The 22,867-nt window shown below is 65.7% G+C and carries 22 protein-coding genes and 1 pseudogene; 7 read left to right on the top strand and 16 right to left on the bottom strand.

The window, feature by feature from the left end; genetic code table 11:
- Positions 1-75: 75 nt before the first annotated feature.
- A complete protein-coding gene (locus AC5P65_RS07820; protein ID WP_111098185.1) occupies positions 76-2,187 on the top strand; it encodes a TonB-dependent receptor family protein in 2,112 nt (703 codons plus the stop codon).
- Positions 2,188-2,233: 46 nt separating this feature from the next.
- Here the strand turns inward: AC5P65_RS07820 and AC5P65_RS07815 are convergent, their stop codons facing one another.
- The 3 genes from AC5P65_RS07815 to AC5P65_RS07805 form a co-directional block, all read right to left on the bottom strand.
- A complete protein-coding gene (locus AC5P65_RS07815; RefSeq protein ID WP_021202757.1) occupies positions 2,234-2,752 on the bottom strand; it encodes a hypothetical protein in 519 nt (172 codons plus the stop codon).
- A gap of 224 nt (positions 2,753-2,976) precedes the next feature.
- On the bottom strand, positions 2,977-3,357 hold the full coding sequence (locus AC5P65_RS07810) for a VOC family protein (RefSeq protein ID WP_031269802.1): 381 nt from the start codon (positions 3,355-3,357) through the stop codon (positions 2,977-2,979).
- Positions 3,358-3,401: 44 nt separating this feature from the next.
- Entirely contained in the window at positions 3,402-3,983 is a 582-nt protein-coding gene (locus tag AC5P65_RS07805) for a TetR/AcrR family transcriptional regulator (RefSeq protein ID WP_111098186.1), read from the bottom strand.
- Positions 3,984-4,052: 69 nt separating this feature from the next.
- Here AC5P65_RS07805 and AC5P65_RS07800 point away from each other — a divergent pair, with 69 nt between their 5' ends.
- Positions 4,053-4,598 carry a thioesterase family protein gene (locus AC5P65_RS07800; RefSeq protein ID WP_111098187.1) on the top strand — a complete coding sequence of 182 codons (546 nt, stop codon included), beginning with the start codon at positions 4,053-4,055 and terminating at the stop codon, positions 4,596-4,598.
- Between the two features lie 6 nt (positions 4,599-4,604).
- Here the strand turns inward: AC5P65_RS07800 and AC5P65_RS07795 are convergent, their stop codons facing one another.
- Entirely contained in the window at positions 4,605-5,738 is a 1,134-nt protein-coding gene (locus AC5P65_RS07795) for an agmatine deiminase family protein (protein WP_495215486.1), read from the bottom strand.
- Positions 5,739-5,842: 104 nt separating this feature from the next.
- On the opposite strand from AC5P65_RS07795, the pseudogene AC5P65_RS07790 reads away from it, so the two are divergent.
- Positions 5,843-5,979 (top strand): annotated as a pseudogene (locus tag AC5P65_RS07790) (LysR family transcriptional regulator); the annotation flags it as partial.
- Positions 5,980-5,994: 15 nt separating this feature from the next.
- Complete coding sequence (locus AC5P65_RS07785) at positions 5,995-6,702, top strand: LysR substrate-binding domain-containing protein (RefSeq protein WP_241744943.1); 708 nt, start codon at positions 5,995-5,997, stop codon at positions 6,700-6,702.
- 36 nt (positions 6,703-6,738) lie between these two features.
- Here the strand turns inward: AC5P65_RS07785 and AC5P65_RS07780 are convergent, their stop codons facing one another.
- The 3 genes from AC5P65_RS07780 to AC5P65_RS07770 form a co-directional block, all read right to left on the bottom strand.
- Positions 6,739-7,215: a hypothetical protein gene (locus AC5P65_RS07780; protein WP_146256794.1), complete on the bottom strand. Its 477-nt coding sequence runs from the start codon at positions 7,213-7,215 to the stop codon at positions 6,739-6,741.
- Positions 7,216-7,303: 88 nt separating this feature from the next.
- Entirely contained in the window at positions 7,304-8,107 is an 804-nt protein-coding gene (locus AC5P65_RS07775; protein WP_111098189.1) for an SGNH/GDSL hydrolase family protein, read from the bottom strand.
- A 49-nt stretch (positions 8,108-8,156) separates the two neighbouring features.
- The gene (locus tag AC5P65_RS07770; RefSeq protein ID WP_111098190.1) at positions 8,157-9,122 is read right to left on the bottom strand and encodes a DUF2268 domain-containing putative Zn-dependent protease; all 966 of its coding nucleotides are present in this window, start codon (positions 9,120-9,122) and stop codon (positions 8,157-8,159) included.
- Between the two features lie 138 nt (positions 9,123-9,260).
- On the opposite strand from AC5P65_RS07770, the gene AC5P65_RS07765 reads away from it, so the two are divergent.
- Positions 9,261-10,244 (top strand): hypothetical protein, encoded by a 984-nt coding sequence (locus AC5P65_RS07765; protein WP_206621510.1) that lies wholly within the window; start codon positions 9,261-9,263, stop codon positions 10,242-10,244.
- Positions 10,245-10,257: 13 nt separating this feature from the next.
- On the opposite strand, the gene AC5P65_RS07760 is transcribed toward AC5P65_RS07765, so the two are convergent.
- The 5 genes from AC5P65_RS07760 to AC5P65_RS07740 form a co-directional block, all read right to left on the bottom strand.
- Positions 10,258-10,578 carry a hypothetical protein gene (locus AC5P65_RS07760; RefSeq protein WP_058981328.1) on the bottom strand — a complete coding sequence of 107 codons (321 nt, stop codon included), beginning with the start codon at positions 10,576-10,578 and terminating at the stop codon, positions 10,258-10,260.
- 80 nt (positions 10,579-10,658) lie between these two features.
- Entirely contained in the window at positions 10,659-10,793 is a 135-nt protein-coding gene (locus AC5P65_RS07755; RefSeq protein ID WP_258009974.1) for a hypothetical protein, read from the bottom strand.
- Between the two features lie 36 nt (positions 10,794-10,829).
- On the bottom strand, positions 10,830-12,662 hold the full coding sequence (locus AC5P65_RS07750; RefSeq protein ID WP_206621514.1) for a M3 family metallopeptidase: 1,833 nt from the start codon (positions 12,660-12,662) through the stop codon (positions 10,830-10,832).
- Between the two features lie 165 nt (positions 12,663-12,827).
- On the bottom strand, positions 12,828-15,290 hold the full coding sequence (locus AC5P65_RS07745) for a S9 family peptidase (protein ID WP_180832406.1): 2,463 nt from the start codon (positions 15,288-15,290) through the stop codon (positions 12,828-12,830).
- Positions 15,291-15,456: 166 nt separating this feature from the next.
- The gene (locus AC5P65_RS07740; RefSeq protein ID WP_021202747.1) at positions 15,457-15,786 is read right to left on the bottom strand and encodes a hypothetical protein; all 330 of its coding nucleotides are present in this window, start codon (positions 15,784-15,786) and stop codon (positions 15,457-15,459) included.
- 239 nt (positions 15,787-16,025) lie between these two features.
- On the opposite strand from AC5P65_RS07740, the gene AC5P65_RS07735 reads away from it, so the two are divergent.
- Positions 16,026-16,802 (top strand): HipA family kinase, encoded by a 777-nt coding sequence (locus AC5P65_RS07735; RefSeq protein ID WP_308305844.1) that lies wholly within the window; start codon positions 16,026-16,028, stop codon positions 16,800-16,802.
- Positions 16,780-17,181: a DUF3037 domain-containing protein gene (locus AC5P65_RS07730; protein WP_021202745.1), complete on the top strand. Its 402-nt coding sequence runs from the start codon at positions 16,780-16,782 to the stop codon at positions 17,179-17,181. Before AC5P65_RS07735 ends, AC5P65_RS07730 begins: the two co-directional genes overlap by 23 nt.
- A gap of 127 nt (positions 17,182-17,308) precedes the next feature.
- Here AC5P65_RS07730 and AC5P65_RS07725 read toward each other — a convergent pair whose 3' ends face one another.
- From AC5P65_RS07725 to AC5P65_RS07710, 4 genes are all read right to left on the bottom strand, one after another.
- On the bottom strand, positions 17,309-18,742 hold the full coding sequence (locus tag AC5P65_RS07725; RefSeq protein WP_207049182.1) for a serine hydrolase domain-containing protein: 1,434 nt from the start codon (positions 18,740-18,742) through the stop codon (positions 17,309-17,311).
- Positions 18,743-18,806: 64 nt separating this feature from the next.
- Complete coding sequence (locus AC5P65_RS07720; RefSeq protein ID WP_495215485.1) at positions 18,807-19,292, bottom strand: DUF4952 domain-containing protein; 486 nt, start codon at positions 19,290-19,292, stop codon at positions 18,807-18,809.
- Positions 19,293-19,524: 232 nt separating this feature from the next.
- On the bottom strand, positions 19,525-20,007 hold the full coding sequence (locus tag AC5P65_RS07715; RefSeq protein ID WP_021202742.1) for an REP-associated tyrosine transposase: 483 nt from the start codon (positions 20,005-20,007) through the stop codon (positions 19,525-19,527).
- 219 nt (positions 20,008-20,226) lie between these two features.
- The gene (locus AC5P65_RS07710; protein WP_495215484.1) at positions 20,227-22,749 is read right to left on the bottom strand and encodes a membrane-bound PQQ-dependent dehydrogenase, glucose/quinate/shikimate family; all 2,523 of its coding nucleotides are present in this window, start codon (positions 22,747-22,749) and stop codon (positions 20,227-20,229) included.
- Between the last annotated feature and the right edge of the window lie 118 nt (positions 22,750-22,867).

The raw sequence follows: 22,867 nt of genomic DNA, 5'->3' as shown, positions 1-22,867 counted from the left end.
ACGCCGCCGATGGGTGACGTGGCGCCGTCGACCTGTTAACTTGCGCGCAACTTTCGTGGTTTACAGCATTCCCGCATGTCGCTCTCGTTGTACCGCCCCACCCGATCACCGCTGGTCCTGGCCGTTTCCCTCGGCCTAGCTTCCACCGCCGCTGCGGCCCCACAGGCCACCACGCTGGATGCCGTGCACGTCACCGCTGCCACTGATGCCAGTGCCCAGGCGCGCGAGGCATTGAAGCGTGTACCCGGCGCCAGCAACGTCATCGACGTGGCCAAGGCCGACAGCCGCCTTTCCAGCAGCGCCGATGTGCTGGCCTACCAGCCCGGCATCAGCGCGCAGTCGCCGGGCAACGAGGGCACCAGGATCTCGATCCGCGGTTCGGGCATCAACCGGGGCCCCGGCGCGCATGCCTCAGGCATTGCGGTGTCGATCGACGGCCTGCCACTGACCGGCCCGGGCGGCACGCCCTACGAGCTGCTGGAACCGCTGTGGTTGTCGCGCGTGGAAGTGCTCCGCGGCGCCAACGGCTTCGAACGCGGCGCGCTCGCGTTGGGCGGCGCCATCGACTACGTCAGCCGCAGCGGACGTGATTCGGCGGGCGTGCAGCTGCACTACGAAGCCGGCAGCCGTGGCTACCAGAAGCGCGGCATCAGTTGGGGCGGCGCCAGTGGTGATGTCGACTACTTCCTGGCTTACACCGATACCGAGTTCGATGGTTATCAGCGCCATGCGCGCGGCGACGGCAAGGGCGCGATGGCCAACATCGGCTGGCAGATCACGCCCGACCTGCAGACACGTTTCTTCGTGCGCTACCGCGAAACCAATCACGAAACGCCCGGTCGCTTGACCCGCGATCAGATCCGCAACGATCCGCATGCGGCAAACGCGGCCAACCTGGCCATCGATGCGCGCCGCCCGCAGCCGGGCAGTACCTGGGTGGGCAATGTCACCACGCTGCAGATCGACGAGGATTCTTCGCTGCAGGCCGGGCTGGTCTACCACACGTACCCGATGGACTTGAACGAGAGCCTGTACCGCCAGCAGCTGGACTACGCCAACCTCAACGCCACGCTGGACTACCACCACCGCCACCGGCTGTTCGGCCTGGACAGCCAAACCACGATCGGTCTGCGCGTCACCCACGATCTGGACGCCGATGTGCGCGAGTCGCTGCGCTTTGCCAGCAACGGCTATGCCGCCGGTACGCGCACGCGTGACTTCCGCCACCACGGCACCGACAGCACGCTGCACGTCGGCAATACCCTCACCTTCAACGACCGCCTGCGCATGCAGACCGGGCTGGCACTGATCAGCACCCGCCGCGACGTGCAGGTGACCTGGCCGAGCAGCGGCGGCCGCCTGCGCGACCACGACTGGGACTACGCGCCGCGACTGGGCTTCACCTGGCAGCACAGCGCGCAGACGCAGTGGTTCGGCAACCTCAGCCGCTCGGTGGAGGCGCCGCACCCGTGGTCGATGATCTGGGGCTCGAACCAGTACTTCGGGCCAGGCAATGGCCCGTCCAGCGGCCGCCAGCGCGCGCCGGTGCCGATGCAGAACCAGACCGCCACCACGCTGGAACTGGGCGCGCGCGGTGACGCGGCGCTGGGTCGCTGGGAACTGACCGGCTACTACGCCCACGTGAACCATGAATTGTTGAGCGTGGAGCTGCAGCCGGTACCGAACCTGTTCATCGCAGAGAACAACGCCAGCCCCACCGTGCACCGTGGCATCGAAGCCGGATTGGACAGCACACTGTGGCGGGCCGCGCCGGGGCGCCTGTCGTTGCGCCAGGCGTACACCTTCAGTGATTTCGGTTACCGCCACGATGCGCGCTTCGGCAGCAACCGCCTGCCGGGCCTGCCGCGCCACAGCTACCAGGCCGAGCTGCGCTTCGATCATGCCTCCGGCCTGTACGCCGCGCTGAACAGCGAATACGCCTCGCGCATCGCGGTGGACTACGCCAACAGCTACTGGGCCGATAGCCACGTGATCTTCGGCAGCCGCATCGGCTACGAGGCACCCGGTGGTCGCTGGCAGGCCTGGGCGGAGATGCGCAACATCGGCAACCGCCACTACGCGGCCACGGTCACGCCGGGCTACGACGACGCCGGCAAGGATGTCGCGCGCTCGACGCCAGGCGAAGGCCGTGGCGTCTATGCGGGCGTGCACTGGCGCTTTGACTGATGGCCGCAGGCGGCGCCGGGTCTGACCCGGCGCCGTCGTTCCAGGGTCAGCCGATACGCCAGGCCGGCAGGCGTTCGCTGCGCTTCCAGATGGAAGGCGCGAAACCAATCAACACCAGCGCCGCCAGCCACTTCGGTGAGGTAGTGAGCAGTGTCGAGGTGAGCGAGCCACCGACGGGGGCGGCCATTTCCTGCCACGGGTTGTAGCCCAGGTAGACGACGCTGCCAGCCCACCACAACAACGCCAGGCCGATGCCCACCAGCAACAGAGCCAGCGTGCGGCAGGTCCAGCGCTGCGACGTGCTGCCCCATTCCCGCGACGCTGCGATCAGCAGACCCACCACCAGCAGCGACACTAATGCAACCAGCCCGATATCGACTTTGGGCCCGATGCGTTCATAGCTGCAGGCGCGGCATTGCGCCTCTTCCGTGGCAGTGGCGGCTTCGGCGCCATCGGCCTGCCCGGCTGCGGGCTGCGCCAGCGCTGCAAACGGCATCAGTACCGCCAGCAGTGCCACCATGATCCAACGAAACAACGTCCTGTTCCTGCGTGCAGCGACATCCATGCGCTTGTCCTTGTCAGGGTTGGTTGAAGCCGGGCCACGTTCCGAGGCCCCCGGCGGATAATAGCGCAGAGTCGGGCAGGATCGAAAACTGCGCGTGCCTCTACGGCTTGGGGAGTACCAGGGGCGGACGGGCGCTGGCCGATCGTCGGCCTGGTATGGGCCATGCCGGGCTACGGCATGCGATTGGCAGCTTCAGCGGGCTGGCGCCGGAATGCCCGGCTGCTTCACGCCGGCCGCGCCTTGGTCACCGCCTCGATGCGATGGCCCTCGGGGTCGACCACGAACGCGGCGTAGTAGAAGTCACCGTAATCGGGGCGCAGTCCGGGCGCTCCATTGTCAGCGCCTCCGTTGGCGATGGCTGCTGCGTGGAAGGCATCCACCGCCGCTGCGGACGCTGCAGCGAACGCCAGGTGGAAGCCGGGGCCCGGCGCTGCGGCGTCATCACGCAGCTTCAGGCACAACGCGTCTTCATCATCGGCCACCCCATAGCCGATCGCGGTCTCGTCCTCGAACACCCGGCGGTACCCGAGTGCGGCGAGCGCGGCGTCATAAAAGCGGCCTGCGATATCAAGGTCACGAACGCCGAGGGAAAGGTGGTGCAACATGCGGACATCCTTGCCGGGCACGCAGTAGCGCGTTTGGGTGCATTCTAGCGCTCAGGTGGCGCGGCGGCCTTCAGCAACTGCGCTGCGACCTGGTCGAACGGGGCGATGTCCTGCAGTGCGCGGCACATCGCCACGGCGCCTTCCACGCTGGCGATCACCAGGCTGGCCAACCCATCCGCCACAGCAGGTTGGTGGCCGTCGGCAATGAAGGCTGCGGCCAGATGCCCCTGCCAGCGCATGAACACCTCTGCGGCGGCCGCGCGCGGTTGGCTGGGAACCGCCTCGACCGGTTCCTCGACCGCGGCGGCCAGCACCGGGCAGCCGGCGCGGAACCCGGAGCGCAGCAGGCGCTCGCGCCACATTGCCAGAAACTGCTGCAGACCCTGCACCGCCCCGCCCTTCAGCAACTCCACCAGCAGCGCTTCCACCTTGTCGCCAGCCATGTGAGTGGCACGCGCCAGCAGCTCCTGCTTGCCGCCGGGAAAATGGTGGTAGGTCGAGCCCAATGGGGCCTCGGCCAGCTTGGTCACCTCACGGATGCTGGTGGCATTGAGGCCTACCCGCGCCAGCATCAGTGCTGCGGCATCAATCACCCGTTGCGGGGCATCAGAGGGTCGTGGACTCACGGCGATCGCCTTGCTAAGACAGTCGTCATAGATTAGCGTACCGGCCGTTCTATAACAGTCGTCATAGCCATGAATCTCTGGTTCCGCCTGCTCCATCTGCTGCTTTGCAGCCTGTCCCGGCCGAAGCTGGAGGCCCCGTTCGGGGTCTCGCGCCTGCAGCTCCGTGTGCTGCCCAACGATCTGGACAGCAACCTGCACATGACCAACGGCCGCTACTGGAACATCTTCGATCTGGGCCGGCTGGACCTGATCCTGCGCATGGGCCTGGGGCGGGTGGCGCTGCGCGAGAAGTGGGCGCCGATTGTTGGTGCCGGCACCATCCAGTTCCGCCGCGAACTCAAGCCGTTCCAGCGCTTCACCCTGGAAACGCGCCTGGTGGGCTGGGTCGGCTCGCGCGGCATCATGGAGCAGCGCGTGCTGATCGGGCCCGAGCAGAAGATCGCCACACGTGCGCTGCTGGTCACCGGCATCTACGACCGTCGCGCGCGCCAGTTCCTGGGCATGCCGAAGATGATGGAAGCGATCGGCGTGGTCGCCCCACCGTCGCCGTCGCTCAGTGCAGCCGCCGAGGCGCTGCTGGCGGCCGATGCGGCGTTGAAGCAGGACGATGCCTGAGGCACGTCACCCTACGTTCGGCATGTTCTTGGTCACGCAATGGATGCCACCTCCGCCGCCGGCGATCGCATCGATATCCACCTGTTCGATCACGCGGCCGGGATACATGTCCTCCAGCAGTTCACGGCAGTAGCCATCGGCTGCGTCGTCACCGAACTGCGGCGCAACCACCGCGCCGTTGATCGGCAGGTAGTTGATATAGCCCGTCGCCAGATCGTCGTTGTCGCGGGTATGCACGTTGTCGCGCCCGTCCAGCGGCGGCGGCAGCGTGTGCACCTGCAGACGACGGCCATCGGCATCGGTGGCGACGCGCAGAATCTCCAGGTGCTCGCGGGTCAGATCGTAGTCGTAGGACTGCGGATCGTCGTCCAGATTGGCGATCACCACGCCCGGACGCACGAAGCGCGCATAGAAATCCACGTGTGCGTCAGTGATGTCCTCGCCGGCGATGCCGGGCAGCCAGATCACCTTGCGCAGGCCGAGGTGGTGCATCAGCTCGGCCTCGATATCCGCGCGCGACCAGCCGGGATTGCGATTGCGGTTCACCCAGCAGCTTTCGGTGAGGATGGCCGTGCCATGGCCATCGACTTCGATGCCGCCACCCTCGCCCACCAGATCGCTTTCCAGCAGCGTGGCACCGGTCACCTGCGCCAGCCACGGTGCCACCGCACCATCGTTGCGCGCGCTCTGCTTGCCGCCCCAGCCATTGAAGTTGAAGTCGACCAGCCCCAGTCCGCCCTGGCCATCGGTGACGAAGCAACCGCCGTAATCGCGCACCCAGATGTCATCCAGCGGCGCCTCGAGGAACTCGATGTTGTCGCGGCCGCAGCGGTCCTGCGCCTGCTTCCGCTGCGCCGGCCGGCACAGCACACTAACGGGCTGGTGGCGGGCGATGGTGCGGGCCAGGCGTGCCACGGCGGTGTTCACCGCATCGGCCTGCGCGCCCCACACCCGCGGTTGCGCGGCGAAGGCCAGGAAAACGCGTTCCTGCGGCCCGTGCTCGTCCGGCATGCGCCAGATACCCGCACCCGGCCCCGCTGCGGATACGCGCGTCGGCAGCCCCGCCAGCCCGAGGGCGGCCAGGCCGCCAAGGCCAGCGGCGCCCGCCAGCTGGGTGAGGAAGCGACGACGGCTGCTCATGACGGGCTCCAGGGCCGGTGTGGGATGGACCTATGCTGCGCTTGCGTATCGATAAGAACAAACGATAGATTCAGCCATCAATTGAACAGTTTTACTTATCTGAAATGCTGAAGCATTGGCCACCGCTGAACGCGCTGCGTGGTTTCGAGGCCGCCGCCCGCCTGGGTAGTTTCCACAGGGCGGCCGAGGAACTGCATCTGACCAGTCGGCCATCAGCCAGCAGATCCGGGGCCTGGAAGCCTCGCTGCAGCAGCCGTTGTTCTTCCGGCAGGGCCGCAGCGTCACCCTCACCGACGCCGGCATCGACCTGCTGGAAACCACCCAGTCCCTGCTGCGGCAGCTGGCCAGCGGCATCCGCCGGCTCGATCAGTACTGCAAGCCGAATCAACTGATCGTCAACACCAGTCCAGCCTTTGCCCGGCATTGGCTGGTGCCGCGCCTGGCCAGCTTCCACCGCCTGCATCCCGACGCCGACCTGTGGCTGCTGACCAGCGAGGAGGCACCGGATATGACCACGCAGACGCTGGACGTGGCGGTACGCGATGACCTCGACTCACAGGCGCAGTGCCAGCATCGCGTGCTGCTGCAGGATCGCCTCTTTCCGGCCTGCCATCCGGCCCTGCTCGCCACGCCTGTGCACGAACGCCTCACCCTGCATGGCGAGCGCGAAATGGACTGGAGCCAGTGGCAGGTGCAGGGGGGCGCCGATGTCGGCCAGCGCCGCGAAGGCATGAACTTCTCCGAACCCGGGCAGCTGCTGGATGCTGCCTGCCAAGGGCTGGGTATCGCCCTGGTCAGCGAGCTGCTGGCGGCACGCGCCTGCGATCAGGGGCTGCTGCAGCCGCTGGATGAGGCACGCGTGCGCGGCCCGCGCTGGAGCTGGCTGGTGCATGAGGACAGCGCAGCCGATCCGCTGGTGATCAGTTTCTGTAAGTGGCTGCTGGCAACAATGTCGCTCAAGTAGTACCCCGCCACCTGTAAGCACAGACTTCACGCGACTTTAGATTGCATCCTTCAGAACACGCTTCAATCTGCGCGAGTGCGATTCAACCGCTTTCCAATTCCAATCCCTCACGGGAGGAAGATCGATTCCACCGCGCTCTCTGGCGAAGGCGCCGCGTTCGGACATGCGATAGATACTTGCCAAGCTACTGGCGTCTTGATTCACCGGCAGAAAAACGTGTATTAGCCCCCATCCTGCAACGCTCGAGCGCATCTTCCCGCGATCTGGCCCCTTGGTCAGCTCAAATTCTCGGATGGTGACGTCACCGTCCATATCGGGATATCTCACTCCGACAAAAACCGCTCCTCCTTTTACCTGCCGGAGCAATTCCGCGTAGCTGCATAGATCCTCTGCGCTACCGAATCGCTGGAGGGTCTCGCCCGGTGTGGAGTAGATTTCGGTAACCAACGACGGTGCGCGCTTGAAAATTGCGCGCGCCACAATCTCTACTACCGTGAGCGAAACAGCACCCATCGTCCCTCCCGATCCAAATCAGCCATTCTGCAGCAAACAAGCGCCAGCCATTGCGGCGTATGCGTCAGTGTCTGACGTTCCAGCCTGACTATCGTGCTCCAGCATTCATGTCCTTGAGAGCTCGGCCAATCGCCGCCTCGGCCAACGGCGCCATCACCGCATAGCCCTTCGCCGTGGGATGCACGCCATCCTCGGCCAGCTGCGGATCGAGCCCTCCGGCGGCATTGGCCATCGGCGTGTGGTAGTCCAGATAGACCAGCTGCTGTGCATCGGCATGGCGCTTCAACGCCGTGTTCAGCGCACGCACCTTGGGCGCAGGCGCGATCCCGGGCATCCATGGGTAATCGCTGACTGGCAGCACCGATGCCAGCACCACGGCGATGCCATGTGCACGCGCCAGGTCCACCATCGCGTGCAGGTTGTCTTCGATCATCGCCTGCGTGGATGGACCGGTGTTGCCTGCAATATCGTTGGTACCGGCCAGGATCACCACCACCTGTGGCTTCAGCGCCAGCACGTCTTGCGGGAAGCGCACCAGCATCTGTGCCGTGGTCTGGCCGCTGATACCGCGGTTGAGCCAGCCCTTGCCGGGGAAGAAAGCCGCGCTGCCTTCCCTGCCCCAGCCTTCGGTGATGGAGTCGCCGAAGAAGACCACGCGTGGCTGGCCCGGCGCCGCCGCGGGCAGTCGCGCGTTGGCATCACGATAGTGCTGCAGCTGCGGAAAATCGGCCAGGCGCTGCTGCATGAAACGAACCTCGTCTGGGCGCAACTGGTCGATGGGCGTCTGCAGCAGCGGATTGACTGCGACGACTTCGGCGGCACCCAGCGGAGAAGCCAACGCGAGGCCCAACGTCACGACGGTTGCAGCGGCAAGCTCAACAGGTCCACGCATGCGGGTACTCCTGAAATCATCTTGCGCAGTCTAACGCCCTGCCCTGTGCTCAGCGTGCAGCCGTACGCGCCGCTACACCCGTGACTTTCGCCGGCATCCACATGCCGGGCGTCCAGCCACTGGCAGCCAGGATCGGCTTCGGGTTGTCCTGCTGGATCAGCGCACGCACCGCATCACGCTTGTCCTTGGCCTGCAGGTAGTAGGCTTTGGCGATGCGGTAGCCCACCCAGTAGCCCAGGTCATAGGGCTCCTGCGAGCCCGGCTTGTAGTTGTACAGCCATGGCGACAGATCGGTGCTGTCCAGATCCAGCGCGAAGGCGCTTTCGATATGCACTTCCCGGCCACGGGTCCAGGCCGCGTGACGCCCATTGCCGACGTTGCCGGAAATCAGTTCGGCGATGAACTCGGCGATGCCCTCGCCCAGCGAAACACGCAGCACTGTCGCGCGCGGGTCACCCGGCTCGAAGTCGATCAGGCCGGTCTGCTGGATGTGCACGTATTCGTGTGCGATCACATGCACGAAGCGGTCCTGCACATTGGGATTCATGAAATCGGCTGCGCACAGCGCTTCCAGGCCGATGATCACCCCGCTTTTCGAGGTCAGCCCGACCGGACGGCCACGGCCCACCGCGATGGTCACCGGCGGAAACGCGGCCTGTGGGTAGATCGCCTGCAGGTTGGAAAACACCTGCGTCAGGCGTTGCTTCACCGCTGGCAGTTCGGCCAGGCAGCTTCGTCCCTGCGCATACAGTTCCGGCTGCTTGGCGATGGACTCGGCAATGCGCTCGGGGGTGACCCGGCGCACCTTCGCCAGTTCGGCCAGGCCCGCCGAACCCTCGGCCAGGTATCCACGCAGCTGCGCAACGCTGGGCTTGCCGCCAGCGCTGTCATAAAGTGCATAGAAACGGCTGACATCCTCGGTGAGGATCTGCGGCCCTGCCGGTACCGCTGCGGTGGCCACGCCTACCGCCCCGGCACAGGCCAGGGCCAACAGGCCGCGCAGGATCATGAACATCGCTCCGTCCTTGGTGGAGTGCATGCGAAGCGCGCAATCTATCACTCCGCCCGGCCCACTGCAGCAGGCGGATGCGGGCGCACCGGCGCTGTGCCAGACTCGCTTCGGCACCTGCCATGGAAGATGGAGCACCGCACGATGATGATCGTTCCCGCGTACTGGGCCGAAGCCCGCCTGCAGGCCCGTTTCCGTGGCCGGCCGGTGGTGGTGCGCCGCTTCGGCTGGTCCGACGAAGGCCCTGCAGAGGCGCAGGTGCACGCCGACCGCCGCGCCAACGAAGCCCTCAATGCCATCCTCGCCGGGCAGGCGCTGCCGCGCCGCGAAGTGCGCAGCAACTACGGCGTGGAGGGCGTGCCGATCCGCGAGCAGATCGTGCAGCGCGACGGCGACGTCATCATCACCCGCAACAGCTATGGCGCACTGTGCCTCAACAGCCCGGACGTGCTGTTCGCCGACATCGACCATGCGCAGCCACCGGCGGGTTGCGTGATGCCCGCTGTCATCGCCGCAGCGCTGCTGTTTGCTGGCGCTATCGTCGGCACCCTGCTGTGGCACTGGCTGGTGGGACTGGTATTGGGCGTGGCGGCCGTAGTGCTGGTGAATGCCGCGATGCTGATGCAGCGCAGGCGGCGGCTGGCCGCCGCCGGTGGCGCCGAAGGTGTGGCGCTGCAGCGGGTCGCGGCCTTCAGCGAACAGCATCCGGACTGGCATCTGCGCGCCTACCGCACGCCAGCCGGACTACGCGTGCTGGTCATGCATGCCACGTTCTCGCCCGAGGACGAGCAACTGCAGGCCTTCTTCAAGGCGCTGGGTACCGACGCCCTGTACGCGCGCATGTGCCGGCTGCAGCATTGCTTCCGTGCGCGACTGACACCGAAGCCCTGGCGCGTCGGCCTGAAATACCGCATCCGCCCACCGGTGGCCGCGTGGTCAGCCGAACAGGCCAACAACCCGGACCGTCTGGCCTGGATTGCCGAATACGAAAAGAAGAGCGCTGGCTTTGCCGCGTGCACCTACCTGCGCAGTTTCGGTGATACCGCGCGCATCCATGCCAAGGCCGAGCACGTGCGTGCGCTGCACGACCGCCTGTCGCACGCGCAGGACCGTCTGCCGCTGGCGTGAGCGCAGCAGGCGCTCAATCAGCGCCCTGTACGAACGGCTGCCCTGCCAGGGTAGTGCCCAGCCGCATCGCGACCTGCTGCCCGCCCTTTTCGAAGGTTGTTGCGCATTGCTTGGCGCCCTTCTGGCATCCAACTTCCGGAAAGCCCTCGAGTGACTCAGGCGCGCCCTGGACCGGACTCGCCTGCCACCCTGCCGCATCCATCAAGCGCTTGGCCTTGGCATAAGGCATGCCGGCAACAATGCCCAGCTGCGCCAGTTCGGAGGGGAGTGATTGCGCATGCAGGATCGGCGTCATCACCAGCGCCAACACTGCGGCTATACGTTTGGACTTCATTGGTGAAACCCCTGGCAGACAGCAACAGGCCTGCAGCGTATCGCAGCTTCCGCACGCCATTGCACCCGCATCACATACGGTTACGCGATCGCAACGGCCAATGACACGAGGTCACCCTGGGGCACCATCCGGTTCGCTTCGCGCGCGGCCGGCGCATTGCTGGCCGAGTCGAGGACCGCGGAAAGCGCGTCCGGCTCGCTGCGCACCGCGTACATCACCCGGGTGCCGGTCAGCAGCAGGCTGTCGCCTGTTCAGCGACCGCGCTGGCGCTCGATTTCCGCGTGCAGTACCTGCAGCTGCGCCAGGTACTGCTGGAAGAGGCCCAGATCCTCCTCGACCAGGCGTGGCCAGTCGGGCTTCGCATTCAGCAACTGCTCGACCTGCTGCTGCGGCGGGCGATCAAACCCTTCGCCCAGGACGGCCAGGTAGCGCTCCCTGAATCCCTCCGGATCCTGCTGGTCCTGTGCGAAGAGCTGCACCGCAATCAATCCGGCATACAGGTAATTGGCCAGGTAAAGCGGATCCTCATACATCAGCCGCTTGGATACCCAGGTGCTGCGCAGCTCGGGATACTGCTCCGATGCGCCGCCATACCGGCCCAGTACCTTCACCGTCATCGCATCAAGCGCGTCTGCGTTGCCAACCTCATCGGCGGCCACTTGCTGATAGATGGACTGTTCCAGATCGGCCTCTTCAGACGATACGAACAGCTGCAGGATGATGTCATCGAGCAACGACTTCAGGTAATACGCCTTGGCACGTGGATCGCTGGCCTGCCGATAGAGCTGATCGCGGAACTTCAGTTCGTTGTAGATGGCGAAGGCCTCGGTCAACCACTTGTTGCCGTTGCGCTGGAACGAGGATGCGCCACCGCGCTGCATCCACTGCCCATGCATGGCATGGCCGGCTTCGTGAGCGATCTGGACATCCCCCTCCAGATCGCCCTGTCGATGACCAACGAACAGCAGCGAAGGCGCGCCAGGGGCGCTGATCGAAAACGCATCCATCGCGCGCCGCCCTGCCGATCCACCCAGATCCATGTGTCCGCCCGCAGGATCGAGCAGCCCGCGCAGCCCTGTCACGTAGTCCGGCCCCAGCACCTGCATCGATGCCGCTGCCGCATCACGCAATTGCGCCAGGTCAAGCGGCGGAGGGATATAGCCCGCATCAGGCAGGCCCATGTCCCAGATCCTTGGGGAGGCCTGGCCCATGCGCTCAAGATGGGTCAACTGCATCTGTTGATAGTTGCGTCGCAGCGGCGCGTGGCGCGCTACTGCCGCCAGTGTCGCGTCGACGGCGGCCTGATCCAGGCCCATGTGCCGGTAGCTGCGGTCAGGCGCAGTTCCATCGCCCTGCAGTTCCGACGCTTGCTCGTTGAGGCGGACCAGGCCCAGCAGCACCGTTGCCATTTCGCGGCGCCGCGACGCCATTCCCTGCCAGTAAGCACGCCATGCCGCTTCGCGCAGTGAACGGTCCGGCAGGCGGGAAAGGGCTCGCGCATCGGTGCGGCTGTCAAACGTGCCGCCTTCATGTTCGAAGCGCGCAAAGGGCGCCGATTGCAGCAGCTGCCGGTGCAGTCGCCCGAAGCTGTCCAGCGCCGGGTCGGCCAACGTGTCGACCGCATCCACCAGCGCGGCATTGGCCGGCTGCACACCCTCCCGCAACGCCCGTTCACGCAGGTCGGCATGCGGCTCGATCCAGGCAGCCTGCGCGGGCGCATCACGTAATGCCTGCTTGGCAATCGCCGCGATGCGTCCACATGTGCCGGCCACTTCGCCCTGGGTGTTGGCCAGCCGGGCATCATCAGCATTGCGCGCTGCCTGAAGATGCAGGTAGCCATGGTGCCGGAGGCACTCGCCATACAGCTGCTCGGCCTGCTGGAACCGCACGTCTGGCGGCGCCTGAAGGGCCTTGAGGGCATCGGTGCTGCGCTCGAGGTTCTGCCATGCCTCACGTTCAAGGGAGGCGCTGCCAAAGTAGCTGCGGTCATCTGCCCGCAGAGCCTGCGCTTCCACTCCGTGTGTCATCCCGGCCAACAGCGTCGCGATGACAAAAGTGATGGCGCGCATTCCATTGCGATGCATCGATGTCTCCTGGTCCGTTTCCATTCCCAGCTTAGCAGCCCGGGTGGCCCCGCATGCCGCATGGCAGGTGGCTTCCCGATTCCCGATTGCGCATCCGGATCCAGGCCGTCTGCCCACTCACATCCCGAGACAGAAAGGCCACCCGGAGGTGGCCTTTCTGTTCCCTTACTTGGCGTTCTTCACGTAGGTGTCGAACCAGTTCAGCATTTCCGCCACCAGCTGCTCGTTCGATTCCAATGCGGTGTACCAGTGCGGTTCGTTCGGCAGCATCACCAGGCGGGTGGTGCCGCCGTTGCCGCGGATCGCCTGGTACAGCTTGCGCGACTGGAACGGCTCGGTGCCCGGGTTGGCGTCGTCCTCGCCGTGGACCAGCAGCAGCGGCAGCTTGATCTTGTCGGCATAGAAGAACGGCGAGGCCTTCAGGTACACGTCCTGCGCCTGCCAGACCGAGCGGCGTTCGTTCTGGAAGCCGAACGGGGTAAAGGTCTTGTTGTACGAACCGCTGGTCGCCACGCCGGCCTTGAACAGGTTGGTGTGCGCAATCAGGTTGGCGGTCATCAGGCCACCATGGCTGTGACCGGTCACGCCGATGCGGTTGCGGTCGACCACGCCCATGTCCACGGCCTTGTCCACCGCCGCCTTGGCGTCGGCTTCCAGCTGCTCCAGGTAGGTGTCGTAGGCGTTCTTCGGGTCACCCACGATCGGGAACGAGGCGTTGTCGATGATCGCGTAGCCGGCCAGCAGCATCAGGCGGTACGGCTGCAGGCGGGTGAAGGTCTGCTGCGAACCGGACACCTGGCCGGCCTGCGCGGCATTGGCGAAGTCGGCCGGGTACGCATACAGGATCGCCGGCACGCGCTGGCCTTCCTTGTAGCCCGGCGGCGTGTACAGGGTGAACGACAGGTCCACGCCGTCGGCACGCTTGTAGGTCACCAGCTGCTTCTTGATCTGGCGCACCTCCGGGGTCGGGTCGACCAGCTTGGTCAGCGCGGTCGCGGTGGACGCGAACTGCGCCTCGCCGGTCTTCGCATCAGCCACTGCCTCACCCTGCTGGCGGATGAAGGCGTTCGGAGGATCGATCACCGACTGGTGCCAGGTCAGGTAGCGCCCCGGCGTGTTGCTGAAACCGAGGAACTGTTCGTAGGCATCGGCACTGCTGCGGAACAGGCGCTCGCTCTTCAGCGTGCCCAGGTCCAGGCGGTCCAGGAACGGACGGTCGCCCTGCGGCGACGCGCCACGGCCGCTGAGGAACACATGGTTGCCCTCACGGCGCACGACCTGCGCGCCATTCGGCAGGCGGGTGAAGACCAGGTTGCCGGGATTGCCGTACAGCTCATCGCTGGACATGTCCCACAGCAGGCGGCCTTCCTTCTTCGGCTGGTCCACATCGACGATGCGGGTCTGCATCCAGTGGCGGTTCTCGTCGTTCTCGAACTGGAACGCCACGGCCGGATCGGCAGTCCATGCGAAGCCCTCAAATCGCTGCGCGGTACGGGTGATTTCGGTCGGCTTGCCGTTGAACGGGGCCTTCAGCATCAGCACGCGGTCGCGGTGCGGCACGTTGACCTTCCAGTTGCCCTTGTCCAGCGCTTCGGCATAGACCAGGGTGGCCGGATCGGTGGCACGCCAGTCGAAACCGCGCGGGCCCTCCGGTACGCCGTGCACCGGCACGCGGTCGGCCAGCGGCAGGCTGGCAATCGGCGTGGATTTGCCGCTGGCGATATCCAGCACGGCCACGTCGTTGGCGAAACGCTGGTAGGTCACCGCATGCGAATACGGTGCCTTGATCGATTCGGTCAGCACGTGCACGCCATCGGGCGCGGCGCTGACTTCGTTGAACAGCGCCGGTTGCCCGACCGGGCGCACGCTGTTGGCGACGGTATCGACCACGGCCAGCTGCGAGGCGCCGTAATAAGCGAACAGCTTCTCGTCATGGACGCTGGTCAGCGTGTCGCGGGCTTCGTAGGTGCTGCTTTCGCCGCTGCTGCCCAGCGACTCCTGCGCGTCCGGACCGGTCGGCACGCCGCCATTGGACGGCGCCGGGCCCTGGTTGGCCGGCACCAGCTTCACCAGCAGGTTCTGGCTGCCGCCCAGCCACTGCACGGTATAGCCGAAAATCGGGTTCAGCTGCACGTTCGGCACCTGCTTCACCTGGCCGGTGGCCGCATCGCCCACCCACAGCTGCACGCTGGTATCGACCGCATTCTGGAAGGCGAAGTGGCTGCCATCGGCCGACCACAACGCGCCGGTGGCGCAGCCCTGCGGCAGGTTGACCTTGGTCTCCTTGCCGCTGCCGATGTCGACCAGGGTGAAGTCGGCCACGCAGGCCGGAATGCCGTAGCCACCGGGGGTGTCATGGCGACTGCGGTTCTTCGGCTCCAGGCGCACGCCGGCCAGCTTCAGATACGGCTGGGCGACACGGCTGATCGAAGGGTAGGTCTGCGCGGTGGTCAGCAGCAGGCGCTGGCCGCCCGGGGCCACGTTCGGCGCCGGCGGCGGCGGTGCCTTCAACACCTTGAGCAGGTGTTCCGGCGGCTTCGCGTAATCGGCAAGCGCCGGGCCAGCGGCCAGCAGGCCGACGGTGGCAACGGCAACGGCCGCCGCCAGAGAGGTTCGACGGATGAGCATCCTTATCCCCTGGGTGTGAATGGGTACCCGGAATCGGGCATGAACCCGAATCTAGCACCGCAGGGGTTGTCGTGAATGGGCCGGAAGGGCTAGTGGCCGGATGGGGCAAAGTGCAGCCCCGGCAGGTGCCGCGGAACTGCCGGCACCTGCCGGGCGTGGCCTGGCACTACTGCTGCGCGTGCAGGTCCCAGGTGGCCAGGTAATCGGGATCGACCACGATCATGCCGCTGGTGCGCATGCGGTATTCCCCAGGCTCGGCTGGCTGGTACTGGTCCAGCATCGGCGGCAGGTAGCGCTCGTGGCCATCATTCTCGTCGGCCAGCACCACGCCCTCGTCGGCGCTGATGCGCAACACCGTGCCGGCGTACTGCTCCAGCCCCTTCACCTGGCCGTCGCCACCATAGCGGGTGACCCCGACCAGTACGACCTTGCCGATCATTTCTTCCGCCTTGGCATCGTCCAAGGCCGGCAGAATGGGAGTGAATTCGTCGCTCATCGGTGCACCTCCGTAGCCTGCAGGACATCGTGGATGAGGTTTCCGCTTCGCAGTGCGCGTCGCTGGCAGCCGAGCAGGTACCCAGCCTGGAGCCTCTGCATCGAGAGTGCCAGTACGCCCATGAACCCAAGGGTTCCTGGAGCACGATGCTGCCATCGCAGGCAGAAGGGACAGGTGAAGGCCGAAATCGGTCCCCGCCGATCAGAGGGTTGCACCTGCACCCACGCTAGAATGCACGCATGCGCACCGTACATGCCCTCCGCTACATCACCCCGCTGCGGGAAGGTGGCTCCCTGCCCGCCGTGGTCGAGACCGACGACGACGGCATGGCCGTGCTGAAATTCCGTGGTGCCGGCCAGGGACCGAAGGCGTTGATCGCCGAGCTGATCGCTGGCGAGATGGCGCGCACGCTGGGCCTGCCGATTCCGGAGATCCTTTTCGTGGAACTGGACCGCGAATTCGCCCGCACCGAGCCGGACCCGGAAATCCAGGAACTGATCCGTGCCAGCGAGGGCCTGAACCTGGGCTTGGACTACCTGCCCGGTGCGATCAACTACGACCCGGCGGCGATGCCGGTGGATGCCGATCTGGCCTCGCGCATCGTCTGGTTCGATGCGCTCACCAGCAATGTCGATCGCACCACGCGCAATCCGAACCTGATGGTGTGGCATCGAAAGCTGTACCTGATCGATCACGGTGCGGCCATGTACTTCCATCACGACTGGGCCAACGCCGGCGATGCCTGCGAAAAGCCGTTCGTGCTGATCCGCGACCACGTGCTGCTGTCGTTCGCCAGCCGCATCGCCGAGGTGGATGCCGAACTGGCCGCGCGCCTGACCGATGCCGAGATCGAGCGCATCGTCGGCCTGGTGCCGGACAGCTGGCTGGTCAACGAGCCGGCATTCGACAGCCCGCAGGCCTATCGCCAAGGCTACATCGACTATCTCAATCATCGCCTGAAAGTGCGTGCGGTGTTCGTGCAGGAGGCCATCCGTGCCCACGCTGCACACGTATGACTACGCGGTCATCCGCGTGGTACCGCGGGTGGAACGCGAGGAATTCATCAACGTCGGGGTGATCGTCTCCTGTCCTGGCGCGCGTCATCTGGAGGCGGCCATCGAGATCGATCCTGCGCGCCTGCGCGCCTTCGCGCCGGCGCTGGACCAGGAGGCGCTGCAGCCGTGGCTGGATGCGATCGTGGCGATCTGCCGCGGCGACGCCAGCGCCGGGCCGATCGCACAGCTGCCCGCGCGTGCACGGTTCCACTTCCTCACCGCCAAGCGCAGCTCGATCGTGCAGATGTCGAGCACGCATGTGGGTCGTACCGCCGATCCGGCCGGTGTGGTGGAGCATCTGATGACGAAGATGGTGCGGGTGCCGGCAGCGACCGGGTGACGTCGATTGGGTGACGTCGACTGGGTAGAGTCGACTGTTAGTCGACTGCCGTTCGCGGAAAGATCGAAACGCCCGCGCTTCGCGCGATAGTCGACCAACGGTCGACTCTACACGTATCGCCCCGCGCTCACTGCAACGGCAACCGCCGCGCGATGTAATTGACCACGTTGCCAATTCCGTCCGGATCAACATTGGCCAAGCCAACGATCACATACCCCTGCGCAGGCATCACCACGATGGCACTGTTCGACCCCGGCGCACCGCCCTCGTGGCCGTACTGGTGTTCCCTGCCCTCGCCTTGCACCACGAAGCCAAAGCCATACCATCGCTTGTGATTCTGTGCCGTGGTGGCCTGCTGCAGCACTGCCGGCGAGACCAGCTTTCCGCCGCGCAACGCCTCGGCAAACCTCAGCATGTCGGTGGCCGTGCTGTAGCCGCCTCCGGCAGACATGCCGCGCCAGGGCAGCGACTTCGTTTCACGCGTCCATTGCCCGTTCGTCTTCGTGTAGGCAACGGCACGCTGTGGCACCTTCACCGTTTCCGGTTCGAAGCCGGTGCCGGTCATGCCAGCCGGTCGCAGGATGTGGTCGTCCACGTAGGCGTAGTACGACTGCCCTGAAACGGCCTCGATGATGCGCCCAAGCACGATGAAACCGTAGTTGGAGTAGCTGTCCTGGCTACCGGGCGCGAACTGCGGTGCATCCTTGGCGAAGCGCTGCACGTAGTCATCCAGCGTCTTCAGCGAGGCCGAATACTGATCGAAATCATCGCCGAAAAAATCGCCAAGGCCACTGGTGTGGGTCAACAACTGGCGAACCGTCACCACATTGGCGACAGCCTTGTTCGGGTAGTCGGGCAGGTGCTTGCCGATCGTATCGTCCAGCCCCAGCCTGCCGGCCTGCACCAGCTGCAGGATGGCCACCGAGGTGAACATCTTGTTGGACGAGGCCAACCGGAAGCGTGTATCCGCCCGCACCGGAATGCCGCCTTCGCGATCCGCCTCGCCGCCCCACCAATCCAGCAGCACCTGGCCGTTGCGCGCCACCAGCAGCGCTCCCGACAGCGCGTCCTGTGTACGCAGCGCGTCCAGCTTCGTCCTGGCGTCAGCCATCAGGGCCGGCAACGCAACACGCTCCGGCTTGTACTTGTCCGGTGTTTCGGTGCCTTCGATGTGGAACAGCTTCAAGTGCGCTGGGTGGTCCGGGTCCATCTCCGCCGTCACCCACATCGCACGCTCGTTCAGCTGGCCCATCACCAGCAGCTTCGCTTGACCAGGCGTGCCCTCGCGCGTTTCCAGCACGCGCATCGGGCCGGTACTCTCGCGGAACTCAAGATAGTCCTTGGGAGCACTGCCTTCCTTCTTCGCATACCTGTCGGCGAAGGCCTGCAACGCATCGAGGCTGCCTGCGTTGAAGGCCGCAAGCCAGTCATCGATGGCGTCCTGCGCATGCGGATGTGCAGGCTCGGAGGTGGTTGCGCCAATCGCAGGAGAAACCGGCACGGCCGTCAGAAGCGGACAGGCCAGCGCAGCGCACAGCAGCAGACGTCCAACAGCCTTCATCGCAGTTCCTTTGCAGGGATCCCTGCACGCATCCTAGAGCAAGCATGCGCCTGCCGCATCCACGCTACGGGCTCTGCCGCGTCACCTCCACGGTGACGTTGAATGCTTCGATGCGGCGCCAATCGCTGCGCGGATGCGGCAGCGATTCCACCCCCATCCCGATCTGGTACCTCACCGTGCCTGCACCTTCGCGCCAGCTGTAGGGCCCGCCACTGCTCCAGCCACAGCAGGTGTAACGTAACTTCGGCATTCCGAACGTCGTGTGCAGATACGCTTCGACCTGCTCGGCGCGTGCGCCGGCGACGCGGTAGTGGGCTTGCATGGGCTTGATATAGGACGCGTCGTCCTGGCTGCAGCCCAGGTATTCCAGCCCTGCCGGCTTCCGCCCCATTGCCTGCAGGAAATCCTGGCAGGGGGTGTCTGGTCGCGCCAGGCCGTCGGCACGACCCTGCAGCTCCCAGTCGGCCAGCGCCTGCGCAGGAGCGCGGTCGCCGGACAACGACGCCAGCAGCAGAACGTAGAGGGCAGGATGGAACATCGGATTAGACATCACGGGGCGATCCTTCGCAGAGAGTCGCCGGAATGCTAACCGATGTCTGCGCTATCGCCGCGCCATGCTCTCTTCGCTGAAGCGTCACAACGTGGTGGTGACGGTGTAGCCCCTCGGTAGACCGGCAAGGTAGAGTCGACTGTTAGTCGACTATCGCGCGTAGCGCGGGCCTCCCAGCGTGATCGAGAGAACCAGTCGACCCTATCCGGTCGGATCTACCGGGTTGGCTGTATCAGCATTCACCCTCGGAGGGCGACTCCAGCTCGCTCAGCGGCCAGCGGCACCATCCGTACGGATGGTCACCCACCTGCTCGGCAAGACCCGCTCGAACGGGATTTGCCAGAATGTAGCCGGCGTGCCGCTGCAGCGATGCGTCACTGCGGATCGCATGGTCGTGATAACCCGCCTGCCAGATTGCACCCTGCTTCCCTCGCCGCCGGTTGATCAGAAAACTGCTGCGCGCCTTGAAGCGCTGCACGCAGTAGCCCAGCGAATGGCCACGTAGTTGAGCCAGCCAGTGGATGTGATCCGGCATGATCACCCAGGCAAGCGACGCAGTCAGGCCTTCCCGATCCATCGATCCAAGGAGCTGCATGGCAAGGTCGGCATTGGCAGGGCAATCGAAGACGCGATGGCGGTTCCTGCACACCATGGTGATGGTGTAGACGTTGCCGACGATGGATCGGCGGCCGGCAAGCAGTTGAGGGCTGGGCATGAGTTCGAGAATGCCCGCCAGGATGGATTCCCGACATCGGTTCATTGCCAACGCCAGGATCAGGGATCATCTCGATACAGCGTCCGGGGATGTGGAGTCGCCCGGGTAGCGTCGACTGTCGCGCGAAGCTGGGGCTTTCCAGCGCGGGAGAAAAGAGCAGTCGACTAACAGTCGACTCTACCCGGTCGACTCTACCCAATCGGTTATACCCTGTCGGCACTACCTGGGCAGCGCAAATGCCATCACGTAATCGCCGTTCGGGGTTTCCATGAAATGGTGGCCCCCGGCCATGATTACCACGTACTGGCGCCCACCCTGCTCGTACACCATCGGGTTGGCCTGGCCGCCGGCAGGCAGCTTGGCATGCCAAAGCTCCTTGCCGGTCTTCAGGTCGATGGCGCGCAGCAGGTCATCTGTGGCGGCGGCGATGAAGATCAGGCCGCTGGCGGTCACTACCGAACCACCATTGTTCGGCGTGCCGATCTCGATCGGCAGGCCGGAACGGATGCCGAACGGACCATTGCCGCGCGCACTGCCGAACGGGCGGTCCCACAGCAGCTTGCCGGTGCGCAGGTCGATGGCACGGATGCCGCCATAGGGCGGCTGCTTGCACAGCAGGCCGGTGAATGGCAGGCGCCAACCGGCGTTGACGTCGATGGCATACGGCGTGCCGACCTGCGGATCGCCGGCGCCCTCGCCACCGCCCTTGTCGGCGCGGATCTTCTCGCGCGGCAACCAGCCCAGCCGGTCGGCCTCCGCGCGTGGCACCAGCCGGTTGTAGTTGGGCATGTCGTTGTAGTTGGCTACGATCACGCCGCGTCGCGTGTCGATGGACACGCTGCCCCAGTCCGAGCCGCCGTTGTAGCCGGGGTATTCGATGGAATGGCGCTCGCTGCTCGGCGGCGTGTAGAAGCCTTCGTAGTACGCCTTGCGGAACTGGATGCGGCAGACCAGCTGGTCGATCGGGGTGATGCCCCACATGTCACGCTCGGTCAGGTCATGCTCGCGACGCAGCGTGTGGTACAGCGAGAACAGCTGGGTGGGTGAACGCTGCTCGGGCTCGACGCCACCCACCGGTACCTTGCGCTCTTCGGCAGCAGTCAGCAGCTGGCCGTTGCGGCGGTCGAGAATGTAGATGTCACCCTGCTTGGTCGGCAGCAGGATCGCCGGCACCTTGCCTGCAGCCGTCGGGTAGTCGATCAGGCTGGCCTGCGAACCGAGGTCGTAGTCCCACACATCCTTGCGCACGGCCTGGAAATGCCAGGCCGGCTTGCCAGTGCTAACCTCGATCGCCACCAGCGAGGTCGAGTAGCGGTTCTGGTTTTCAGTGCGTGAGCCACTCCAGTAGTCACCGGCTGAATTGCCCAGCGGCAGGTAGACCAGCCCGAGCGCCTCATCACCGGTGGCCGTGGTCCACATGTTCGGGGTGCCACGCGTATAGGTCTGCTCGCGTGGCGGCAGTCCGCTGCGCTCGGGCTGGTCCATGTCCCACGCCCAGCGCAGCTTGCCGGTGACCGCGTCGTAGGCCTGGATCACGCCCGACGGCGCATCGCGGCGCTGCCCATCCAGCACCTGGTGACCCGTGACGATCACCCCACGCACGATGGCCGGTGGCGAGGTGATCGAAACATAGCCCGGTGGCACCTCGCCCATGCCCAGGGTGATGTCGACCTGGCCGTTGTTACCGAAATTCGCGCAGGGACGGCCGCTGTCCGCGTCCACCGCGATGATGCGACCGTCCAGCGTGCCTTCGATGATGCGCGCCCAGCATGCCGGACGACTGCCGGGTGCGGCGCTGCGGGTGACCGTTGGCGGAGGCTCGGGAAGGGCCAGATCCGCAGCGGCATCGGCCAACGCCGCATCGGCAATGGTCGGCGTGCTGGGCTGCTCGTAATAGCTCACGCCACGACAGGCGGCGGTATACGGAATCGAAGCATCCCTCACCTTTGGATCGAACCGCCACAGTTCCTTGCCACTGGCGGCGTCGAGTGCGATCAGGCGGTTGCGCGCGGTGCACAGGTACACGCGGTCGCCGACCTTCAGCGGCGTGGTTTCCGCACCCCAGCGCTTGTTCGGCATGTCGCCAGTACGGAACTGCCAGGCCAGCTGCAACGTGGCCACGTTGGCCGGGGTGATCTGCTGCAGCGGCGAGTAGCGGGTGCCGGCATTGCTGCGCCCCCAGGCCGGCCAGTCGCCTTCGGCGGGCTGGTCAGCCGGCTGCAGGCCAGTGGTATCGCGCGTAGGTTCCAGTCCGGCACTGGCTGCGCCTTCCGGGAATGGCAAGTGCCCATCCACTTCGCCATGCGGGGCGAAAGCCAGACCGAAGGCCGCCACGAACACCAGCATCAGCACGCCCGCCACGCTGCGCGACAGGCGTTTTGAAACCGGCTCGCGAAGGGTCGGCGCGAGCAGCGCCAGCACTATGCCGATCGCGGTCACCAGGCCCAGCCGCGGCACCCAGCGCCAGTAGTCGCTGCCTGACTCCCACCAGGTCCACAGCAGCGTACCAATGAACACCAGTGCGTACAGCAGCGCCCCGCTGCGGCGGTTGCCGAACAACAGGATGCCGCTGGCCAGCAGGCCGGCCCCGGCGATGGCGTAGTAGGCCGAGCCCCCGAGACTGAGCAGCCACGCCCCCAGGCCGCCGATGACCAGGCCGAGCACGACCAGCAGCAGCGACAGCACGGTGACAAGGGGATGCCGGGAGGCGCGGGCGGGAGCGGACTGCGGCGTGGCGGACATCGTCGATCTCCGGGGCAGCATGCGCCCTTATCCCACCGCCGATGTGAAGCGCGCGCGTATTTTCTGGGTGGACCTGACGGGGTGATCGTCGGCTGGGTGGTTGCCGACTGGGTGATTG

This window comes from Stenotrophomonas sp. YJH_SMC_48-3 (assembly GCF_059369375.1).
Note: the sequence above shows the minus strand (reverse complement) of the source record. Positions and strands in the feature narration are given on the sequence as shown.